The 19,007-nt window shown below is 59.0% G+C and carries 14 protein-coding genes and 1 pseudogene; 9 read left to right on the top strand and 6 right to left on the bottom strand.

Annotated elements, in window-relative coordinates:
• Positions 1-185 precede the first annotated feature (185 nt).
• Both BSK43_RS16135 and BSK43_RS16140 read left to right on the top strand, forming a co-directional pair.
• Entirely contained in the window at positions 186-776 is a 591-nt protein-coding gene (locus BSK43_RS16135; protein WP_077472428.1) for a TetR/AcrR family transcriptional regulator, read from the top strand.
• 69 nt (positions 777-845) lie between these two features.
• Positions 846-1,898 (top strand): helix-turn-helix domain-containing protein, encoded by a 1,053-nt coding sequence (locus BSK43_RS16140; RefSeq protein ID WP_077472427.1) that lies wholly within the window; start codon positions 846-848, stop codon positions 1,896-1,898.
• A 42-nt stretch (positions 1,899-1,940) separates the two neighbouring features.
• On the opposite strand, the gene BSK43_RS16145 is transcribed toward BSK43_RS16140, so the two are convergent.
• Genes BSK43_RS16145 through BSK43_RS16155 form a run of 3 tightly spaced genes read right to left on the bottom strand, consistent with a single transcriptional unit; the run spans position 1,941 to position 6,281 of the window.
• Positions 1,941-3,854, bottom strand: coding sequence for a DUF4344 domain-containing metallopeptidase (locus tag BSK43_RS16145; RefSeq protein ID WP_077472426.1), 1,914 nt, complete (start codon positions 3,852-3,854; stop codon positions 1,941-1,943).
• A 58-nt stretch (positions 3,855-3,912) separates the two neighbouring features.
• The gene (locus BSK43_RS16150) at positions 3,913-4,938 is read right to left on the bottom strand and encodes a DUF4424 family protein (protein ID WP_077472425.1); all 1,026 of its coding nucleotides are present in this window, start codon (positions 4,936-4,938) and stop codon (positions 3,913-3,915) included.
• 50 nt (positions 4,939-4,988) lie between these two features.
• Complete coding sequence (locus tag BSK43_RS16155; protein WP_077472424.1) at positions 4,989-6,281, bottom strand: hypothetical protein; 1,293 nt, start codon at positions 6,279-6,281, stop codon at positions 4,989-4,991.
• Between the two features lie 546 nt (positions 6,282-6,827).
• On the opposite strand from BSK43_RS16155, the gene BSK43_RS35415 reads away from it, so the two are divergent.
• Positions 6,828-7,910 (top strand): lysozyme inhibitor LprI family protein, encoded by a 1,083-nt coding sequence (locus BSK43_RS35415; RefSeq protein ID WP_205910618.1) that lies wholly within the window; start codon positions 6,828-6,830, stop codon positions 7,908-7,910.
• A 34-nt stretch (positions 7,911-7,944) separates the two neighbouring features.
• Here BSK43_RS35415 and BSK43_RS16165 read toward each other — a convergent pair whose 3' ends face one another.
• The 3 genes from BSK43_RS16165 to BSK43_RS16175 form a co-directional block, all read right to left on the bottom strand.
• Positions 7,945-8,343, bottom strand: coding sequence for a hypothetical protein (locus BSK43_RS16165; protein WP_136687004.1), 399 nt, complete (start codon positions 8,341-8,343; stop codon positions 7,945-7,947).
• Between the two features lie 61 nt (positions 8,344-8,404).
• A complete protein-coding gene (locus BSK43_RS16170; RefSeq protein WP_136687006.1) occupies positions 8,405-8,788 on the bottom strand; it encodes a hypothetical protein in 384 nt (127 codons plus the stop codon).
• 29 nt (positions 8,789-8,817) lie between these two features.
• On the bottom strand, positions 8,818-9,651 hold the full coding sequence (locus tag BSK43_RS16175; protein ID WP_077472421.1) for a lysozyme inhibitor LprI family protein: 834 nt from the start codon (positions 9,649-9,651) through the stop codon (positions 8,818-8,820).
• Between the two features lie 261 nt (positions 9,652-9,912).
• Here BSK43_RS16175 and BSK43_RS16180 point away from each other — a divergent pair, with 261 nt between their 5' ends.
• From BSK43_RS16180 to BSK43_RS16205, 6 genes and pseudogenes are all read left to right on the top strand, one after another.
• The gene (locus BSK43_RS16180) at positions 9,913-10,350 is read left to right on the top strand and encodes a hypothetical protein (RefSeq protein WP_136687008.1); all 438 of its coding nucleotides are present in this window, start codon (positions 9,913-9,915) and stop codon (positions 10,348-10,350) included.
• 195 nt (positions 10,351-10,545) lie between these two features.
• The gene (locus BSK43_RS16185) at positions 10,546-10,836 is read left to right on the top strand and encodes a hypothetical protein (protein ID WP_348641752.1); all 291 of its coding nucleotides are present in this window, start codon (positions 10,546-10,548) and stop codon (positions 10,834-10,836) included.
• A gap of 383 nt (positions 10,837-11,219) precedes the next feature.
• Entirely contained in the window at positions 11,220-12,137 is a 918-nt protein-coding gene (locus BSK43_RS16190) for an AraC family transcriptional regulator (RefSeq protein WP_246662596.1), read from the top strand.
• A gap of 323 nt (positions 12,138-12,460) precedes the next feature.
• Positions 12,461-12,880, top strand: a complete 420-nt coding sequence (locus tag BSK43_RS16195; RefSeq protein ID WP_077472419.1) for a hypothetical protein — start codon at positions 12,461-12,463, stop codon at positions 12,878-12,880.
• Positions 12,877-18,424 (top strand): annotated as a pseudogene (locus BSK43_RS16200) (YadA-like family protein). Before BSK43_RS16195 ends, BSK43_RS16200 begins: the two are co-directional and overlap by 4 nt.
• Positions 18,425-18,431: 7 nt before the next feature.
• Complete coding sequence (locus BSK43_RS16205) at positions 18,432-19,004, top strand: invasion associated locus B family protein (protein ID WP_077472417.1); 573 nt, start codon at positions 18,432-18,434, stop codon at positions 19,002-19,004.
• Positions 19,005-19,007 lie beyond the last annotated feature (3 nt).

Consider the following 19,007-nt stretch of genomic DNA (forward strand, 5'->3'; position numbering starts at 1 on the left):
AGCAGGGCATGTGCTCTCCGGAATTGGGTTATAAAATCTCTCATCGTTGTTTGCTTGCGCCAGAGAGCCGCTGCCGATATAAAATAGATAGAACGATCAGTACGACATGTACGATACAGGCTGCGACCTGCCGCTGCGGGATACGTTGGTCTATCGGTCAATGACGGACTTGGGATGAGGCGCCGATGAGCTCGAAAAAAGAGCAGCTTATCAAAGTTGCAACCGACCTGTTTTCAAGGCACGGCTTTCATCCCGTCGGCGTCGACCGAATTCTTGTAGAAGCCGGTGTCGCCCGCATGACGCTCTACAACCATTTCCCAGGTAAGGACGACCTGATCAGCGCGGTACTCGACCGTCGCTATCAAGACATCATGGCCAGTCTTCGCGCATCTGTTGAGCCAACAGCATCGGCGAAGGAACAGCTGCATGCTATTTTCGCCTGGCATGAGGCATGGTTTGCCACTCCGGAATTTGCCGGCTGCCTTTTCGAGCGCGCGCTCGCGGAATTTGGAACCGAGTATCCGAAGATTTCGACGATCGCCATTCAGTATAAGCAAACAATGACCGAATGGATGCGCGACATACTGACGTCCCTTTTGCCAGAGCAAGCAGCGGCACGCACCTCGTCAATCCTCATGATTCTGCTTGATGGCGCGACGATCGATGCTCGTGCCTTTCGCGATCCGACCGTGGCAACAAGGGCGTGGGATGCTGCACAGACGATTATAAAGCAGGAAGTAGCGGCGGCCACACCGAAGCCGGTGCGGCACGGATAATGGACTGGGACGCTCGCGGACTTCATCGCGATCGTTCACTCAGCATTTTAGGCAGCGGACAGAAGAAGCATGGCGCAAACATCATCGACCCGCATATTCAATTTTTCCACTCTCGACTTTCCCGAAAAAGACCGATTTCATGCCTGGGTGAAGGACAATCATTGTGATTGCAGATTGCGGGATGGTGATCCTCCAGCCTTCAATGCGCGAGCAACCGGCGCGTCTCTCGGCCCCCTTATTCTATCCGGTAGAACGTGGCTTAATCCGCAGGGGAGTTCTGCATATGAAGTTCATCGAACACAACAGCATATCCGGACCGACGGTCATGATTTCTTTCGGTTCACGCTGGTCCTCAGCGGCCGATTTCTCTTTCGATGGACCAGTCCTCAATCCATCAAGACGGCTGGCGATCTGTTCGTTCTCGATGCTGCCCAAATCAACGAATCCGTGGTGGAGGCTGGCGATGTGATTTCCCTGGTGGTGCCGAGGGATCTCCTCCCAAGCCAGACGGAGCTCTTGCATGGACATACGCTGGCAACCGGCATAGGTCGTCTTATCGCGGACCATATGCTTTCGTTGTTCCAGAACCTTGCAAATCTGGACGCGCACGAGATCCCCTATGTCGTCCAATCGACCCTTCAGCTCTTGGCGGCTGCGGTCTCTTCGGCGCCGGATGTGCTCGCTGAAGCAGGTAGCCCTATTCGGGATATGCTGCGTAGCCGAATCCTGCGCCATATCGATGCGCATTTGCTGGATGCCAATCTCACGCCTGACGGCATTTGCCGAGATGTGGGGGTGTCGCGTGCAAAGCTCTATCAGTTGTTCGAAGGCAGCGGCGGCGTCATGCGGCAAATACAGCGCAAGAGATTGCGTCGTGCCTATCAGATGCTGGCAGATCCCAATCGTCCGCAGCCGCATATCGCCGAGGTTGCCTGGCGTCACGGTTTCTCGAACGAGAAATACTTCTTCCGCCTATTCAAAGCCGAGTTTGGCCACACACCCGGTGAGACGCTGGATAACATTCGCGCCTCTGTGTTGAGGCAGGTTGTCCCTCGACACCTTTCCGAAGATGTCAATCTGCCCTCGGGCTGGACGTTGCCTTTCGGCACACCCGATCATTGAGACCATCGAGTAGCCAATCGTATCGGACGTTGCGCTATCCACTCATTTGGCGAACGGATTGGTGTTTCTGTCCCACTCGAGAGGATTGCCGCCCGCCGCAGGTTGCGGGGCCGGCGCATTCTGCTGACCGGCGCCATTTCCGCCATCACCGTCTGATTTTGGCTGGAATCTGGGCGAAAAGTGCGGCAGCAGCAACCGTGCCCAGGAACGATTGATCTTGGCGGCTTCGTCGGGACAGCGCGCTGCCCGCTCTTTGGGCAACATCCCGTTGTCAACGATTGCGCCATTGTCTTGCGGGTCGAGCCCGTAGACCATGCACAGCAGATTGAAGTAGCGTTGTGCGTCGAGCGAATGTTCGTCAGCGAACGATGCGACATCCGGGCTTCCGGACGACTGGCTGTTAACCTTGAACCAGACGGACGCCAGCTGCAGGACACGCGCGATGTCGTTCTTGTTCTCGCTGTCGTCCACATGGGCAAGCAGCATGACCGAGGCGAGCTGATCGACCGAATCCTCTTCGCGGCCAACGGCGGGAAGATCCAGCAGATCGATCAGTGCATGTCCGGACTCGTGCAGCAGGATGAAGCGGAGGTTGTCGCGCACGAACTCGATCGTCAAAGCCTTGGGGTCGGAGGCGCCCTTCGAGAGAGCCTGACCCATTTGCAACAGGCTGTCGATCATCTCGTAACAAAGAAAGACCGCGCCGTTCTTCTTGTCATAGAACGCGTTGATCGTGTTGCATTGCCGGGTGACGTAGTGCAGGGGACGCGGCGTCACGAAGAGACCGTCGAGGCCGTCGATTTCCGGAATATTCAGGAATAGATGGGTGTCGACGGCCCACTGGTAGGCATAGTTGAACTTGGAGTCTTCCGGCGGGAAATAGTGATAGACGAAACGCAATCCCTTGCCATCCGACGTGACGAGCGAACCATCCGTAGGCGGCGGAAGCGCTCCCTCCTTCTGCTCCGTCAGACCATCTTTGCCGCCGGATTGAGAAGTCTGATTACCAGCCTGGTCATCGTTCTGCTGCGATTGAGCCTGCGTATCGGCTGGCTGACCTCCCGAACCACTGCCGCTTGCGGGGCCGTTCTCGCCTGAGGAAGCGCCCTGGCCATCGGCGCCGGCGAGATTGGCAAGCTGTACCAAGGTCGGATAGCTCGGATCGCCGTCGGCTGAATTATCGCCAAAAGGATAGAAGCTGTTGGAGATGAGTACGGAAATGTTGTCGACGACCTTGCTGGCCTCGGTTGCGGTCCAGCTCAGGTCGTAACCGCGTATGTCGTTGCCCTTCTGCTCGAAGCGGGAATAGAATTTTCGATCTCCCGCCGTACCCGACAGGATAAACCAGTTCGGCCGCTTGAGCTGATAGGTGACCGTGCTGCCCTGCTCATTGGAAAGGCTCTTGAACAGCGCGTCGATGTGGCCCGGACCGGAATTTGGAAAATGCGCAGTCTTCAGGGTGAGCGCGCCGTCAGCGGTTTGAAGGGTCTCGCCGCCGAGCGTGTTGTCCTGCTGTTCCGTGAGCAGCGCTGCTGGATAGGAGATGGTTACGCCGGCCTTGGAGCCGTCCAGAGGGCGCCACTGCAGTTGCTTGCGCAAGTCGAGGGCCGCGCCGCCCAGTTCCAGGGCATCCCGGGCAGAAAGCTTGCCAGTTGAAGGCCGCTTGTGATCGCCCTGATAGCTTGCGATGGCATTGCGGCTGCTCTGCCCGAAAGAGCCGTCTGCGAAGCCGTTGTAGTAGCCAAGCACAATCAATCCTTCCTGGCTAAGGCGCTTCTCCCAGATGTTAAGCGTGCTCTCGATCGATTCCGCGCTGTTGAGATCGAGTCGAGATGTGCTTTGGTTCGAGGTTTGCGCGAGTGCGGGCCGGACCAAGGCGGACAACGGGAGGGCGAGGAGAAAAGCCAGGGCGACGATGGCGTTTCTGGAAGAGTAGCGCTTCGGGGTGAAGTTCATTTTGCGCGGGCTCCGGTTCTCGGGATGGATGGCCAAAGGGATGGGGAGGGCGCCGACATCATTGAACCGGCACGGTTTTCAGCAACAGCACGTCGATATCGCGATCGGGCTTGTAGTTCTTGATATCGAGCTCGAACTGGGTCGGACTGATCTTCTTCACGCCATTGCCGCAGAAAGAGACCAGTGTCTTTGGATCGCCCTTATCGACAATCAGCTTGAAATCGCCGATCGGTCCTGCCCAATTGCCGCCTGACGTGATGACATAGGACAGATATTGCTCGAAAGCCTGGAACGTCGTCGCGTTGTCATCAGCGACCTTTTTGTAGAGGCCGCGCGCCGCCTTCATGAAGGCTTCGTCGGTGCAGAACCGCTCGCGATAGAACTTCAGCTGATCCTCCCCCATGTCAGGCGAGCCAAGCGACAGCGAGGATTGACTGCCGACGATAGGGACATAGGTCTGCTGGACGATCAGATCCCTCCCTCTGAGAAAGGTCTGGTTCCGCCAATATTTCGATTTCAGCGTCCAGAGCGGATAAAGGGTTGTTGCCTCTCCGGTGTAGTCGCTTCCGCCCGAATCAAGGATATTCGCGTCCACTAGGTCCTTGCGTTGCGCGTCCGTCAGGCGGCCAATCGCTGCCTCGGTCGCCTCGGAAGTAGGCACCAGGGGGATATGCAGGGCCTTGAGCTTGTCGGTGATTTCCACATCGGGCTTGCCATCGGCCGTCAGAAACGCCCGCTGCTCGAGCTGCGAGGGAGCGGGTTGGCCGTCGACAATGGTCTGGAATTTCATGAAATTATTGCTCGCCGGGTCGGGAACGACCGTGGTGGAGTTGGAGCCGCCGCCCGGAAATGCCGGCATCGGGAAAGCGATGGTCGTCGAATAGTCCGCGTCTGTCAGGTTGCGGAAGCGGTAGGAGATCCGGATACCGGTTGTGGAGAGATATAGCTCCTCTGAGACGAGCGCGATCTTGTCCGTCTTCTGAAGGACGAGGCCACCGGCTCCCAAGGTCGCCGAGCTGTCATCGGCGAGAGCGGGAGTGGACAGGAGCAAGAGGGCTCCACAGGCGAACGGGGTAAAGCGCATTCTGGTTCTCTTCGGGTGGGGCAAGTGCCGGGTTGGCTTCTGTGGGGGCTTCAGGATCCGTTCTTGCGATAGGTTAGGCCGTCGAATGTGTAGATCTCGCCGGACTTGGCGTTCCTGGCATCACCATTGACGAACATATCGTGGAACTCGCCATGCAGGCCGCGCTCGGCTTTTACCGCGTGACGGAAGGCGCTGAAGACCACGCTTGCCTTGCCTGTGGGCGCAACGGATACGATCCACACCGGCCCCGTCCCTCCGCCCGCATCACAGCGGTTCGAGGTCGTCACGAACCAGGTCTTGCTGGTCGCCGACAGCGACGGCAACATCTCCCTTCCGGTCAGCTTGCAGATCGGTGGATAGTTGGGATCGTGTTTGATGGCCTCGGTGACGTCAGGAGAAGGCGGAACCATTCCGATATCGTCGATCGACCAGACGCCCGGCCAACCGGTACCGGGTGGGGGCGGGGCGGCATCAGTCGCAGGTACTGGCGTCCCGTTCTTGGCTATGACATTGCCGGCAAGCTCGAAGCCGGTGATGATCTCCTCTGGCACAGTCCCAGCCTCGAGCACGAATTTACCCGCTTGCGAACGCCAGATGGCGACACTCGATTGTTCATCGCCCCCGCCGGCGCTTCTCGTATAGGTGACGCGTACGCGATCGGGTGGCGGCAAGCCGGTTTCGGCCCTGCTCGTTACGGTCACGGCTTTGCTGTCGTCTTCTTCCGCGCCGCTATTGCTCCAGCCGGTCGGAACCATGCCGAGGGAGACGATGCTGCCGTTGCGGAACACATAAAAGTCAGTCAAATCATTGGAATAGCCCTGCTGAGATATCCCGCCATTCACCATCATCCCATCGTCGGCTCCGAAATGCGCGGCATTGATATCGCCCACATTGCCCAATGCGCCATTGCTCTCGGCGAAATCGCGCTTGATCGTGACGAGCCGCAGCGCACTTCCCGACTCCCGGAAGAAATAGGCTGACAGACTGGAGCCCTGATCGAGCCCACTTTCGCCCGGCTCTGTCGCAATCGCTGTGATCAGGACCCGACTGCCGGTAAACGTCATAAGAGCCGCAAGCGAGATGCATTTTTCGGAACAGCCTTCGGCGCGAAAGCGTGCGTTTTTCCCGAAAGCAAGGGTCTCTGCCATGCGCATGTCGGTGTTGTCTGCGAGCACGTCGCGGACATCCTCGCACAATGGTGCCTGGGCTTTGCTTGGATGGTCATCACCCGATGCGCCGCGAGCCGTCGCTCCCCATAGGCCGATCATGGTGGAAAGCGCCATACCGCCGGTGATGGGCAGCAAAGCTGTAAGGCTCCATTTGCGGCAGCTCGTTTCCGTCATTGGCCCATGCATCCGTCACCAACGCACAGAACCGTCCTATTCATCACGCCCATGTCGTTGGGTGCGATCTCAAGAGGTAAGCCCGTCATCCGTTCCCTCTCATTCCAACGCTGTCAGCACACTCCAGCCCGCAGGCAAATTCTCCTACCGCGCAATGGACTCCGATTGTCTGGGAGCGAGGCTCAAGTTGAGCGACTTGCCAGGATCCTCGGACAGTTGTGAGGCCTGCCCAGGCACGGCATCGCCGGCATCAAGACGCAGCACCGACAAGGCGTTTATCAGAGCGTATTCGCGACACCGATATCTCTGCGTCCGCCATAAGTGTACATCCGTCTATATTTTCCAAAGCCGTCTTTGCGGCTGGCCGGCAACTCCCGCGTGCCGTAAATGAGCGGAGACGAATTGACTGTGTGAGGTCAAAATCGGATCAACTCGCATGCGAGCCCTGAATGTATGAGTGGGCCTGCATTCGCGATGAGTATGGAGGATCGGCGCTCGGAGCGAGCCCAACCCATGAACGCCTTATCTCGTTGAAAGGATATCAGCATGAATGTTTGGCGTGGAGCCCTTTGCCGCGTGTCTTTATCCGTTCTGGCGCTATCGATTCCGACGCTTGTCTTGGCGGCCGAGCAAAAGATTGATTGCTTCGGCTTCGAGGCTGTGGATGACGATCCATTCGCAGTCCAGCTTTATGAGATCAAGCCAGGGGATAAGGTCGAGGTTCAGTGCCCGGAAAAATCGGTGTTCTGCAACAAGGGCGCCTTTCTGTTGCCGGGCGATCAGGTCGTTGTAAGCCGGGTCGATGGCGACCGCGCCTGCGCCGAATATCTCAATCCTGCGAAGCGACCCGAGAATGATGAAACTGCCGGCTGGTTGCCGCTGGCACGGCTTGCCCCAGTATCGCCGGCGCCCAACTGGGTCGGACGATGGGGTGACAGCGAAACGACGATCATCGCCAAGCAAAAAGGCGATAAGATCCGCATCGACGCCGAAGCCAATCTGCAATTCGGCAACGGTGAGGAAGGAGGACAGTTTGCCGCCCTCGTCGATGGAAAGCAGTCTCAAGTCAAATTCGGCTACCAATCTGGCGACGACGGCAAGCCGGAAAAGCTTCTTCCCTATCAGGACAAGACCATACCTGGCCTTTGCCAGGTCAAGATGGCGCAACTCGGACGCTATCTCGTCGTCGGCGACAATCATATGTGCGGTGGTATCAACGTCAGCTTTTCCAGCGTCTATCGCCGGGTCGATGAGACGGCCACAGCAGATAAAACTGGAGCCTCGAAATCGTCTGCAGTGCAGAAACAGATCAATGCGCTACGCCCGTCCTACAAGGCCTGTCTCGACAGATCCGAAGGCGTTACCGTCGCCATGCGGGACTGTGCCGGCACGGAGCATACATATCAGGATGATCGTCTCAATCGAGCGTACCGTGCGCTACGGGCAAAGCTCGATCAGGTCAGCGCGACGCAACTGCGTGACGAACAGCGGAGTTGGATTGCCGAACGCGACAAGCAATGTGCTGTAGACAGCGACGGCGGCACAGCCGCCTTGGTCGTGGCCGACGATTGCTCGGTGCAGACGACGGCCAAACGCGCCGCGGAGCTTGAGAGCCGGCTTCCGCGATAAGGGATATCGAGGTGATCCATGATGAGCCGGCCCATTACGGGGCTGGCGCAATCCCCGGCAGCGCGTAGCCGCGATCGAGCGTTCCATCGAAGGCCGTGCCGTGACAGGCCATTGAATAGCGCTCCCAGGTGTAGTTCGTGATGATGGAGTGTCGCTCGGGATCCGTGTGCCGAAACTCGTACCCTACTTCCGCCTCGTAGGTGGCCTGTTCACCTTCGTCTTGCAACACGCCTTTCGTATAAACCAGAACCTGGCGTGTCCCGCCAGCAGGGTTTGCGACAGGCGCGGGCATGGCCATGGCGCTCAGTTGCTGATGTGTGGCTTCCAGATAGGCCACGCATGCCGCGAAATTTGCGAAGGGGCCGGCCGAAATAGGCTCGGCCGGGAGCGATCCGCTTGCCAGGGCCGTACCGGTCGCGAGAAAGATGCCCACAAGCGCGGTGCCGAGCATAGCGGCCAGGCGGACGCTGACGATTGTCCGGCTTGCTTTTTCATCATTTATCGGAATCGAGAGCCTCCGCCCAATTCTTTCGCATCTCGGCAAGACGGTCGGTGTAGGCCGACTTGAGGCATTGGGCATCCCAGGCGTCCCTTACGGTCTCCCGCCAATGCTTTTGCTCCTTGCCGGCGGGATCGATCACCTGGCCCGTCTCGCCGTCGTGGCCGGCGGTTTCGCCTTCGATTTTGTCGAACAATACGTTCATCTCGTCGTCGAGCTTCGATAGGTGAGAATCCGTACAGATCAACTTCTCCACGTGGCTTTTGGCGTATTTGCAATTGAAACCGGCTGCCTGCACTTGGTTCGTGAAGGCCGACAGTATGCAAAGACCCACAGACATCGCCAGCAGGCGATTGGGAGCCGATCGTCCTAAGTTCATCGTCTTGCCTCGCTGTTGGAAAAAGCAGCTCATTGCACGGGCGGATAGGTTGGGCTGGTCAGGCATTGGTCGAACCAGGTTGCGTCGGATTCCTCGAGCGGCCATGCGCCTTCGACATCCAGCTTGGGGAAATCGGTCTTCAGCGCTGGAAGGTGCTGGTCCGCGCCGGGGTCCCGCGTCCAGCCCGTTTTCTGGCTGTCACCACAGATATCCCCCGATTGATCGCTGCAAATGGCCGAAGCCTCGGCCTTGTCGCCTTCGATGGTGCTGACGGTGTAATATTCATAGAGCGACCAGGTCGCCCATTCGGTGCTGAGGCTGCAAAGCCTGTCCTTGTTGCGGACATGCATCGCACCGTAGCACTGATAGGAGTAGCTCGACTGATCCTTGTCGTTGGGAATGAACTCGCAGCGCGTATCGAAGCCGGTGAACGCGCCGCCCGTATACTTCGCAAGAAAACGTCTCTGCTCTTGAGCCTGCGCGACAAGCCCTTTGTCCGATCGGTCGCTCAGTCGAGCGGTGCGTACCGTCATGGCGCGGCGTATCTCGCTGAGGGGTATGACGGCTCCATCCGAGCCACCGCCGAGGCCCTCGTTGCGCGCGGCAATCCAGCGGCGTTGGCTATTGACCAGCATGGCACGGACTTCAGGATCCGGCACCGTCTTGAGGAGGGCCGCATAGGCTTGTCCCATGGCCGTGTCGGCCGCCTTTAGGCCCGCATTGCCGCAAATTTTCTTGTCGATAGGGTCAATCGCCTTGGTGCAGTCGATGGCAAAGGCCGGCGTTGCAATGCCAAATCCGAGGAACGTCACCAGGCCAGCGATCGACAGCTGGATTTTTGCCTTGGATGAATGGCCAGACATGGTGATGCGTGCTCCTCTGTTTCTTCCGCCGCATTGTGTGGCCGGGTGATATCTCGCCCTCGACAGCGCAGGGCGGTTGTCGAAAGTACCATCGCGGTCTTGGCGCTATTCGCAAATAGCTCGATATCGTTGTTGGTTGTACGAGATTTCGGAAATCTGAACGTCCGTGCACCTGTAATGGACGATACTGCACCGCCTCGCCTACCGGGTAGGCATCATGAAGGTCAGGCAAGATCCCGCGCCATGTAGGTGAGCGCCTGCATGCTTGCCTCGCCCAGCAGGCATTACAAGCGTGGCCCTGACCAAAGCCAGCCGTCGAGCGGCTCGCCGTTGTTTTCCATCTGGCTTGCTTTTACGCAACGTATCGCTGAGCCCGATTCGGACGGTGCAGATCAGTTGTTGTGTCGGCAGGCGGGCAGTATCCGGTCGTTGCATTCGGATGTGGGCGGCTCTCGCCTCAGATGTTCGAGATACCGAAGGATTAGTGGGCTGCAGAAGTTATTTGATCCGCCGATTCCTGCAAGAAATCAGTTGAATTTGTTGGTTCTGAAAACGGCTTTTTCTCGAGCGATTTCAATCTCCTTTGAGAGGAGGATTCGCTATCCTTCTGAAGTTAATGGCTTATTTTTGCGCGCGCAAGATGCGTCCGAGGTTCGAATCTCTCTCAAGACCAAGCATTGCAATGCCGCGCGGCTGTAACGATCCACTCTGGAAGGAGTTCACCTAGAAGGTCATACACGCCGGCAAGGTCGTGCTGTTTGTTCATAGTTTTCCCGGAAGAAACACTATAATCGACAGTACTTATGGGAGGATACTATATTGAATGCTAAGTCATACTTTAGGGCTCGCTTCCGAGCTCCGTCGACACTACAAGCATAGAACTGGTATGATCTGGTGCTGACCCTTGTGGATTCTATGTTTCACGCTGTATTTGTTCCGCGTTATGAATATGGTAATCAAGATATTGATTGCATGGGAGCGCCAATGGTGGGTTTGAACTTCGAGAAGCCTCCGGCGGGTGGTGCCACTACCGACATCTCGACAGAGTGTCGGCGCCAATTGTTGCCTCTCATCGACGATATTGTCCAAGCGGCAGTTGCGGCCGGATGGAATGAGAATGATGTTCTTTTGGCTTTGGTGGAACTCACATGGGATCTCTACGAGGACCGTCGCGCTGATCTGTAATCAGAGCCCCTGCGCTAATGTAGTAAACCCGGTGGTAAATCCGAAAGCGACTTGAAGTTCACCAGTTAGCACCAAGCTCCCTGCATCTATCGGCAAGGGTACAGATATCGTTGGATTGCGTCGGTCATTTGCCGGAATATGGCCACGAAAGCGGCAACTGACGCGAAAATGTGCACCAGTCTTCCGAGCCATTCTTTCTTTTGCCGTTCCCACGATTCTTCCTTCCCAATTGAATATTTCATCCTATCTGAATCTGCGCGTCATGCTGGTTTTCTGGCGGCGCTGTGCGGGCAAGCGGGGTTGGGCAAAGAAGGACTTCAGGCAACGGCTGAAGTCCTACCGGCTTGTTCGAGCGTGAGAGATTTCGTTCGGCGGGGCGATACATGATGAACGATGCGAAAGACGCCCGGGAACGAGGCGCTTACGAGGGCGTCGATCGCGGACGGGCAGAACGGCACGTCTTCGACATAATTCCTGAAAACGCGGGTCCGAGAAAGGCCACTACGCGGGGGAGTGTGATCCACTCCATCCGTGGCCCCGGATCGCAGAAGTTTCTGGCCAAGGAGCATTCGGCGGGGATTGTGCTGGCGCCGATGCGCCGGTTGAGAGCCTCGCTCGGCAGCGACAGGGTTGAGGAGTACGATGCGCCCGTCGGATGTCTCGTCATCAATCCCGCAAATGTAGACAGCAGCCTTGCCTGGTCGGCAACCCGGGAAAACGTCGTCATAGCGATACCCCCCGAAGCGCTGTCCGAGTTGGCTATGCACGAGTTCGATCTTGCCAATGTAGAGCTTGAGCCGCCTGCTTTTGGTACAGTCGACCTCTGGGCCTTCAACATAGGCCAGAGGATCTCCGCAGAGCTGACTGGGAAAACACCTGCGAATGAGCTCTATCTGGATTCATTGGTGACGCTGTTCGGTATCCATCTGCTTCGTACTTACACAAGCCGCAAAAAACCCTCGGCATCGATCAAGGGTGGACTCTCCACCAATAGTGCCCGGCGTGTGCGGGAATACCTGAATGAGCATCTTACCGAAAAAGTACACATCGCCGAGCTTGCCTCGGTAGCGGGAATCTCACCGAACCATTTCATAGTGAGGTTCACCCGGACGTTTGGAATGCCGCCCCACCGATATCTGATCAACCTGCGCCTGGATTTTGCGGAAAAATTGCTTGTCGACGGCGCATTTGCGATCATCGAGGTTGCCTACATGGCTGGATTCTCGGATCAGAGCCATTTGGCCACAACGATGAAGAGATATAGGGGGAAAACCCCGACAGAGCTGCGATTTGCGAAGTAATCGGTTCGCTTCTAGCGACGGTTGCGATGTTGAGCGCGTCAGCTAGTGGCCAGCTGGGCATCGGTGCGATCCGTTTGCTCGCGCTTCCACCGGAAATCATCCATCATCCGCTGTGCTTATGCTTCATCCGACAGGGATCGATGCCCTGCGCGCGCTGGTCAACCGAAAAGCCGAGCCGCATAAATTGAGTGTGGTAAAGCGGACACACTTGCCGTTCGGCCAGTAAAGAGCGGAATTTCCTATAAATAGTCCGTAATTTTCTAAAATACCACCACCACGAACGTAACCATACTCGCTATGGTGTTAATTCGGTGCGTTGCGCTATGGACATTCAGTTCCCGGAATTCGAGATCTTTGCTCCGAAAGTCGAGCTGGCCTGGACTGCCTTGGAACGCCAATATGCTGGTCGCATAACCGGCGCGGAGCTTGATCATCTCTTTGCATGTCTCGTCTTCGGGTTGACCTCTCCGGCATATGCCGCGCGGGAGCCGGCCCTTCATTTCGACGTCTGTCGAGCATTGGTGGCGATGAAGCTCCCCGCCGACCGGGCCGATACCGCCCTGCATACCGTTCCCGAACCGACGCAGCCATGGGTCGAAGGCGCTCGCGAGCAGGTCGAGAGCCAGGCAGCCCGGATGGGGCGCATGCTTCAGGAAATCCATAATTTTAACGACGATACGGCCGCAGATGCGGATCAAAGCGCGCTTAGTCGTTCAGATAACAGCGAGGATAAAGCAGCATGAACGAATCCATTGGGGAGCATCTGCAGTTCAAATCTCATTCCGGTTTTCTCCAAAACTGGGCTTCAGGGAAGGCCGATAGCCGTTCTGCCCGCCGCAGGTTAATGGCGGCACTCCGAACAGCCCATCGTGTGCTGGGTATGAAACGCGCTCGGTTGGGTCTTGGGGTGCCGACAATCGGCGGCAGTGTCGGGGTGTTGCTTGCCGTCATCGGCGGCATGACCCCGCAGGCGGCTTTCGCGCAGCTTGCCATCGGCAATGGGGTTTTGACCAATACTGCGAACTGCACCACTCCTTCTGCAGGAGGACAAAGCACCGCTATCGGCTGCGGCAGCACCGCCACCGGTTCCTCCTCAACCGCCATTGGCGCTGGCGCCCACGTGAATGGCGACAACGGTGTGGCGTTAGGTACCAGTATCACCGCAACGGGCAATGCTTCGATCGCCATCGGCTATTCGATGGGTGTCAATGGCCTCAACGCCATAGGCGTGGGTGTCTTCGCCAACGCGACCGGCACCAATGCCCTTGCCGTCGGCGGGAATGCCCGCGCACTTGCGGACGGAGCATCAGCCTTTGGTGTCAATACCACCGCAAACGGGGCGAACGCCGTCGCCCTCGGTTCAACGGCCAGCGCTTCGGGTGGCGCCTCGGTGGCGATCGGATTGTCCTCCAATGCCTCATCTTCAAACGGCGCCGCGATAGCCATGGGGGTCGGCGCCAAGGCAAACGCCGGAACGGGCGGCGGTTCTCCTGTTGCCATCGGCACGAATGCCAATGCAAGCGGCACCGCTCCTGCCGGCTTCACCTTCGAGGCGGTAGCACTCGGCACGGGCTCAACTGCCACCGGTGCATGGTCGAGTGCTGTGGGTTCAAGCTCATCTGCAACGGGGACTGGATCCAGCGCCTTCGGCACGTCGGCCAGTGCAACGGCAAATCAGACCACGGCGATCGGCAATGGGTCAGTCGCCTCTGCCCTCAGGGGCTCGGCCATGGGCTACCTCGCCAATGCCTCCAACACCGATTCCATCGCCATCGGCACGTCAGCCGCGGCATCGGCGACCAACTCGGTCGCCATCGGCCCCACCACCGTTGCATCCGGGGCTTTCGGGGTTGCCCTGGGTAACCAGGCACAGGCACTCGCCGGTGGCGGTGCCGTTGCGATAGGCTCTGGCGCTATTGTTGCAACCGGTGCGACCTCCGGTATCGCTCTCGGCAACAATGCAAACGCAGCCTCCAATTACGCCGCTGCGGTCGGTCCGGGCGCGAATGCCTCGGGGACTGGGGCCGTGTCCATGGGCTATCTGGCAAAGGCTACTGCCATTAACGCAGTCGCTTTGGGTCCGAACGCCGCCGCGAGCCAGCAAAACACCCTAGCTTTGGGTGAGTCCTCTACTGCCAGCGGCGTGAACAGCACTGCGATCGGCGGTGGCGCGGTCTCCAGCGGGGCTCAGGCGATCTCCTTGGGCATCAACGCGAACGGTGGAGCCGACAACGCAACTGCGATCGGAACCGCGGCCCAGGCTAATTCCGTCGATGCGGTTGCCGTGGGCACGAATGCGGTGGCCACAGGTGGCAAGGCAGTTTCTATCGGCGCGGGTAACACCGCCTATGGCGATGGCGCGCGCGATCGGCGACCCGAGCTATGCGAGCGGCACGGGCGCCTTCACCGGCGGCGCCAACAATATCGCCAACAGCGACGGCACGGCCACCGCCACCGCCACCAACCAGGCTGCCGGCGCGGTTCGCGATCGGCAACAGCAACAAGGCGATCGGGCAGGGCTCCGTGGCACTGGGCAACGGTTCTACCGCGGGCGCTTCCGGTTTCGTCGGTAATATCGCGTTGGGCAATGGCGCAACAGCGACGGCAAGTTCCGGTGACGTGGCCCTGGGGTCGGGCTCGGTGACCGTGGCTGCGGTTGGTACGGCAAGCACCGTGATTGGCGGCAACACCTATAACTTCGCCGGCACGACGCCGGCCTCGACGGTCAGCGTCGGCGCGGCGGGTGCCGAGCGCACCATCACCAACGTGGCGGCGGGCAGGCTCAACAACGGTTCGACGGATGCGGTCAACGGCTCACAACTCTTCGCGACCAACCAGCAGGTAGACCTGAACACGACCAACATTGCCAATCTCGACAACACCGTCACCAACATCAACAGCGGCGCCGGCATCAAGTATTTCCATGCCAACTCGACGCTGGCGGACTCGTCGGCGACGGGTACGGATTCGGTTGCGATCGGACCGGTTTCCACAGCTGCGGGGACAAGCGCCATCGCGGCCGGCGCCAATTCGAGCGCCTCTGGCGTCAGCGCCTCGGCCATCGGCAACGGCGCGGTGGCCTCGGGTCTCAACGCAGCGGCGTTCGGATACATATCTCAGGCCACAGGCCAATACAGCACCGCCGTCGGTCCCAATGCCAATGCCACTGCGACATCCAGCACCGCGATCGGCCAGAACGCGTTTGCAACGGACGTGGAAGCGACTGCCTTGGGCAAGCAGGCGAATGCCAGCGACGGATGCGCTCGCACTTGGCGCCAATGCTACCGCCGGCAACGCAGGCGCCGTCGCGCTTGGCTCAGGCCAGCGTCACCGACGTGGCGGTCGGCACGGCCAGCGCGGTGATCGGCACTACCACCTACAACTTTGCCGGTACGACACCAACCTCAACGGTCAGCGTCGGCGCGCCGGGTGCCGAGCGTACCATCACCAACGTGGCAGCGGGCCGGCTCAATAATGGCTCGACGGATGCCGTCAACGGATCGCAGCTCTTTGCAACCAACCAGCAGGTTACCCAAAACACCACCGACATTGCCAACATCAACACCGGTGCCGGCATCAAGTATTTCCATGCCAACTCTACGCTGGCGGACTCGTCGGCGACGGGGACGGATTCGGTTGCGATCGGACCAGTCTCCACAGCAGCGGGGACGAGCGCTATCGCGGCCGGTGCCAATTCGAGCGCCTCCGGCATCAATGCTTCGGCCATCGGTAGTGGCGCCGTGGCATCGGCACTTGATGCAACGGCGTTCGGATACATATCGCAGGCCACCGGCCAATACAGCACCGCCATCGGTCCGAATGCCAATGCGACGGCAACGTCCAGCACCGCGATCGGCCAGAACGCGTTTGCAACGGACGTGGAAGCGACCGCTCTGGGCAAGCAAGCGACCGCCAGCGCTACGGATGCGCTCGCACTTGGTGCCAATGCCACCGCCGGCAACGCGGGCGCCGTCGCGCTTGGTTCGGGTAGCGTCACCGACGTGGCGGTCGGCACGGCCAGCGCGGTGATCGGCACCACGACCTACAATTTTGCCGGCGCGACGCCGACCTCGACGGTCAGCGTTGGCGCAGCCGGTGCAGAGCGCACCATCACCAATGTGGCAGCGGGCCGGCTCAATAATGGTTCGACGGACGCCATCAACGGATCGCAGCTTTTTGCGACCAACCAGCAAGTTACCCAGAACACCACCGACATTGCCAACATCGGCGGCAACCTGACCAATCTCGGCAATACCATCAACAACATCGCTGGTGACACGTCGACGACCTATACCGATGCAAACGGCAAGGGCGTCCGCTATGTGCGAACCAACGACAGGACCCTTGCCGTCAGCGATTCCTCCGCCCAAGGTGTCGGCTCCACCGCGGTCGGCTACAATGCCGCCGCTGTCGCCGACAGTTCGCTCGCGCTTGGAAGAGAAAGCCAATCCACCATCGTCGGCGGCGTCGCTCTCGGCTCCGGATCGATTTCCGATCGGGCTCTGGCGCCGGCTACTGGTCAAATTGCAGCCGGTCCAACGAACTTTATTCAATACAATACGACTGATAAAACACTGCTCGGTGCAGTATCGGTCGGCTCCAGCACGTCCTACCGGCAGATCATCAATGTCGCCGACGGCACCAGCGCGCAGGATGCCGTCACGGTTCGGCAGCTCCAGGGTGCTATTGCTTCAGTGGCGACAACACCAAGTAAATACTTCCACGCGAATTCGGCGGCGGGCGACTCTCTTGCTGTCGGTGTTGAATCGGTCGCGGTCGGCCCGACGACGGTCGTCAACGGGGACAATGGTATCGGTATCGGCAATGGGGCGGTCGTCGATCAGGTTGCCCCCGGCGGCACGGCCATCGGCCAGAATGCCCATGTCATGCTGGCGGATGGCATCGCACTCGGCACGAACTCAGTGGCTGGAGGCATCCAGTCGGTTGCGCTCGGCGCTGGTGCACAGAGCAACAACATCAACAGCGTAGCGCTCGGAGCGCAATCCATAACGAGCGTGGGCGCACAGACGAACTACACCGGCTTTGCCCTTACGAGCCCGCAGACCTCCGTCGGCGAAGTGTCGATCGGTTCGGCTGGGTCGGAACGCAAGCTGACCAATCTTGCAGCCGGTTCGGCCGACACGGATGCCGTAAATGTCAGCCAGCTCAAAGGTCTCGGCACGAACATCACTAACCTGATCGGCGGCAATACGACAGTAAATCCCGATGGATCGATCACCGGCCCCATCTATAACATCCAGGGCAATAACTATAATACGGTCTACGATGCCTTCGGTGCGGTCGACAATTCGCTGACCAACATCATGAATGGCGGCGGCATCAAGTATTTCCACGCCAATTCGACGCTTGCAGACTCTGTCGCCAGCGGAACCGATAGCGTTGCGATCGGTCCTCAAAGTGTTGCCAGCGGCACGAACAGCCTGGCAGCGGGACTTGGATCTGCGGCGGTAGGGCAGGGCGCAGTCGCCCTTGGCCAGGGGGCGCAGGCCAACAATGCCAATGATGTGGCGCTGGGCTCCGGTTCTTCGACGCAGGCCGCCGTCGGCACGTCGGGTACCAACATTCAGGGTCAGCATTATGACTTTGCCGGTACCGCGCCTGTCGGAACCGTGAGTGTCGGTTCTGCAGGGGCTGAAAGAACTATCACCAACGTCGCTGCCGGCCGCATTTCTGCCGACAGCACCGACGCCATCAACGGATCGCAGCTCTATGCGACCAATCAGGCGATCGACAGCCTGCAGACCGGTGTCGGAACGATCACCAAGAACGCTGTCACCTACGACCTCAACCCCGATGGCAGCAAGAAGAACAGCATCACGCTCCAGGGTGGCGACGTCAATGCGCCGGTGGTCATCTCGAACGTCGGCAAGGGTGTCGCTCCGACGGATGCCGTGAATGTTGCCCAATTGGGCGATAGCATTACTCAGGTCAAATCCTACACGGACACCGCTGCCGCCAACACATTGACCGCAGCCAACACCTACACCGACCAGAAATTCGGCCAGCTGAACCAGGAGCTTGGGGACATACGTTCCGAAGCGAGACAGGCGGCCGCGATAGGGCTTGCGGCCGCATCGCTTCGTTATGACGATCGTCCCGGAAAGCTAAGTGTCGCTGTGGGCGGCGGCCTGTGGAGGGGTGAAGGCGCATTGGCTTTCGGTGCCGGCTACACCAGCGAAAACGGACGCGTTCGGGGCAATTTGTCGGGCACGGCGGCTGGTGGGCAAGTGGGCGTCGGCGCCGGTCTCAGCTTTACTTTGAATTGAGCGCATCATGCTTAAAGGATCGCTTTTCAGCGTCCCGGCTTTCATCGCTTGCATGCTGCTGTTCGCCCCGTTTGCGGCCGGGCAGGAAGGTGCTCCAAACTATCGCATAAAGCCCTCTGATGTCGTGGTTCCCCCCGAGCTGAAGCTTGGTGATTACCAGAGGATCATTCGTCCTTTCGAAAACTGGACGCTGATCTGCGACGAAAACTTGAAGGTTCGGCAGCGAGTTTGCAACGTCACACAGATCATCGAGAACGCAGCAGGGCAGATCGCGTTCAGTTGGTCGCTTGCCGCCACCAAGAAAGGCGAGCCCTATATGATCCTGCGTACCGCCCCGGTTGCCAGGAGCGACGGTCATATCTCGCTGAAATTCGACGGCCGGCAGGAGGCCATACAAGTCAAGCTCGATGGCTGCAGCCAGACGGTTTGCATTGGCATGCTCCCGATCGGACCGACCATGCGCGAGCAGATTTCGAAGAGCACGATGCCGACCGTCTCCTATCCAACGGCGGATGGAGGGGTGATCAGCGTGACCGCAAACCTCAAGGGCCTTTCCACCGCCGTTAAGGCGATAAAGTGACGG

This window comes from Rhizobium sp. P44RR-XXIV, from assembly GCF_001999485.2.
Taxonomy (GTDB): Bacteria; Pseudomonadota; Alphaproteobacteria; order Rhizobiales; family Rhizobiaceae; genus Rhizobium.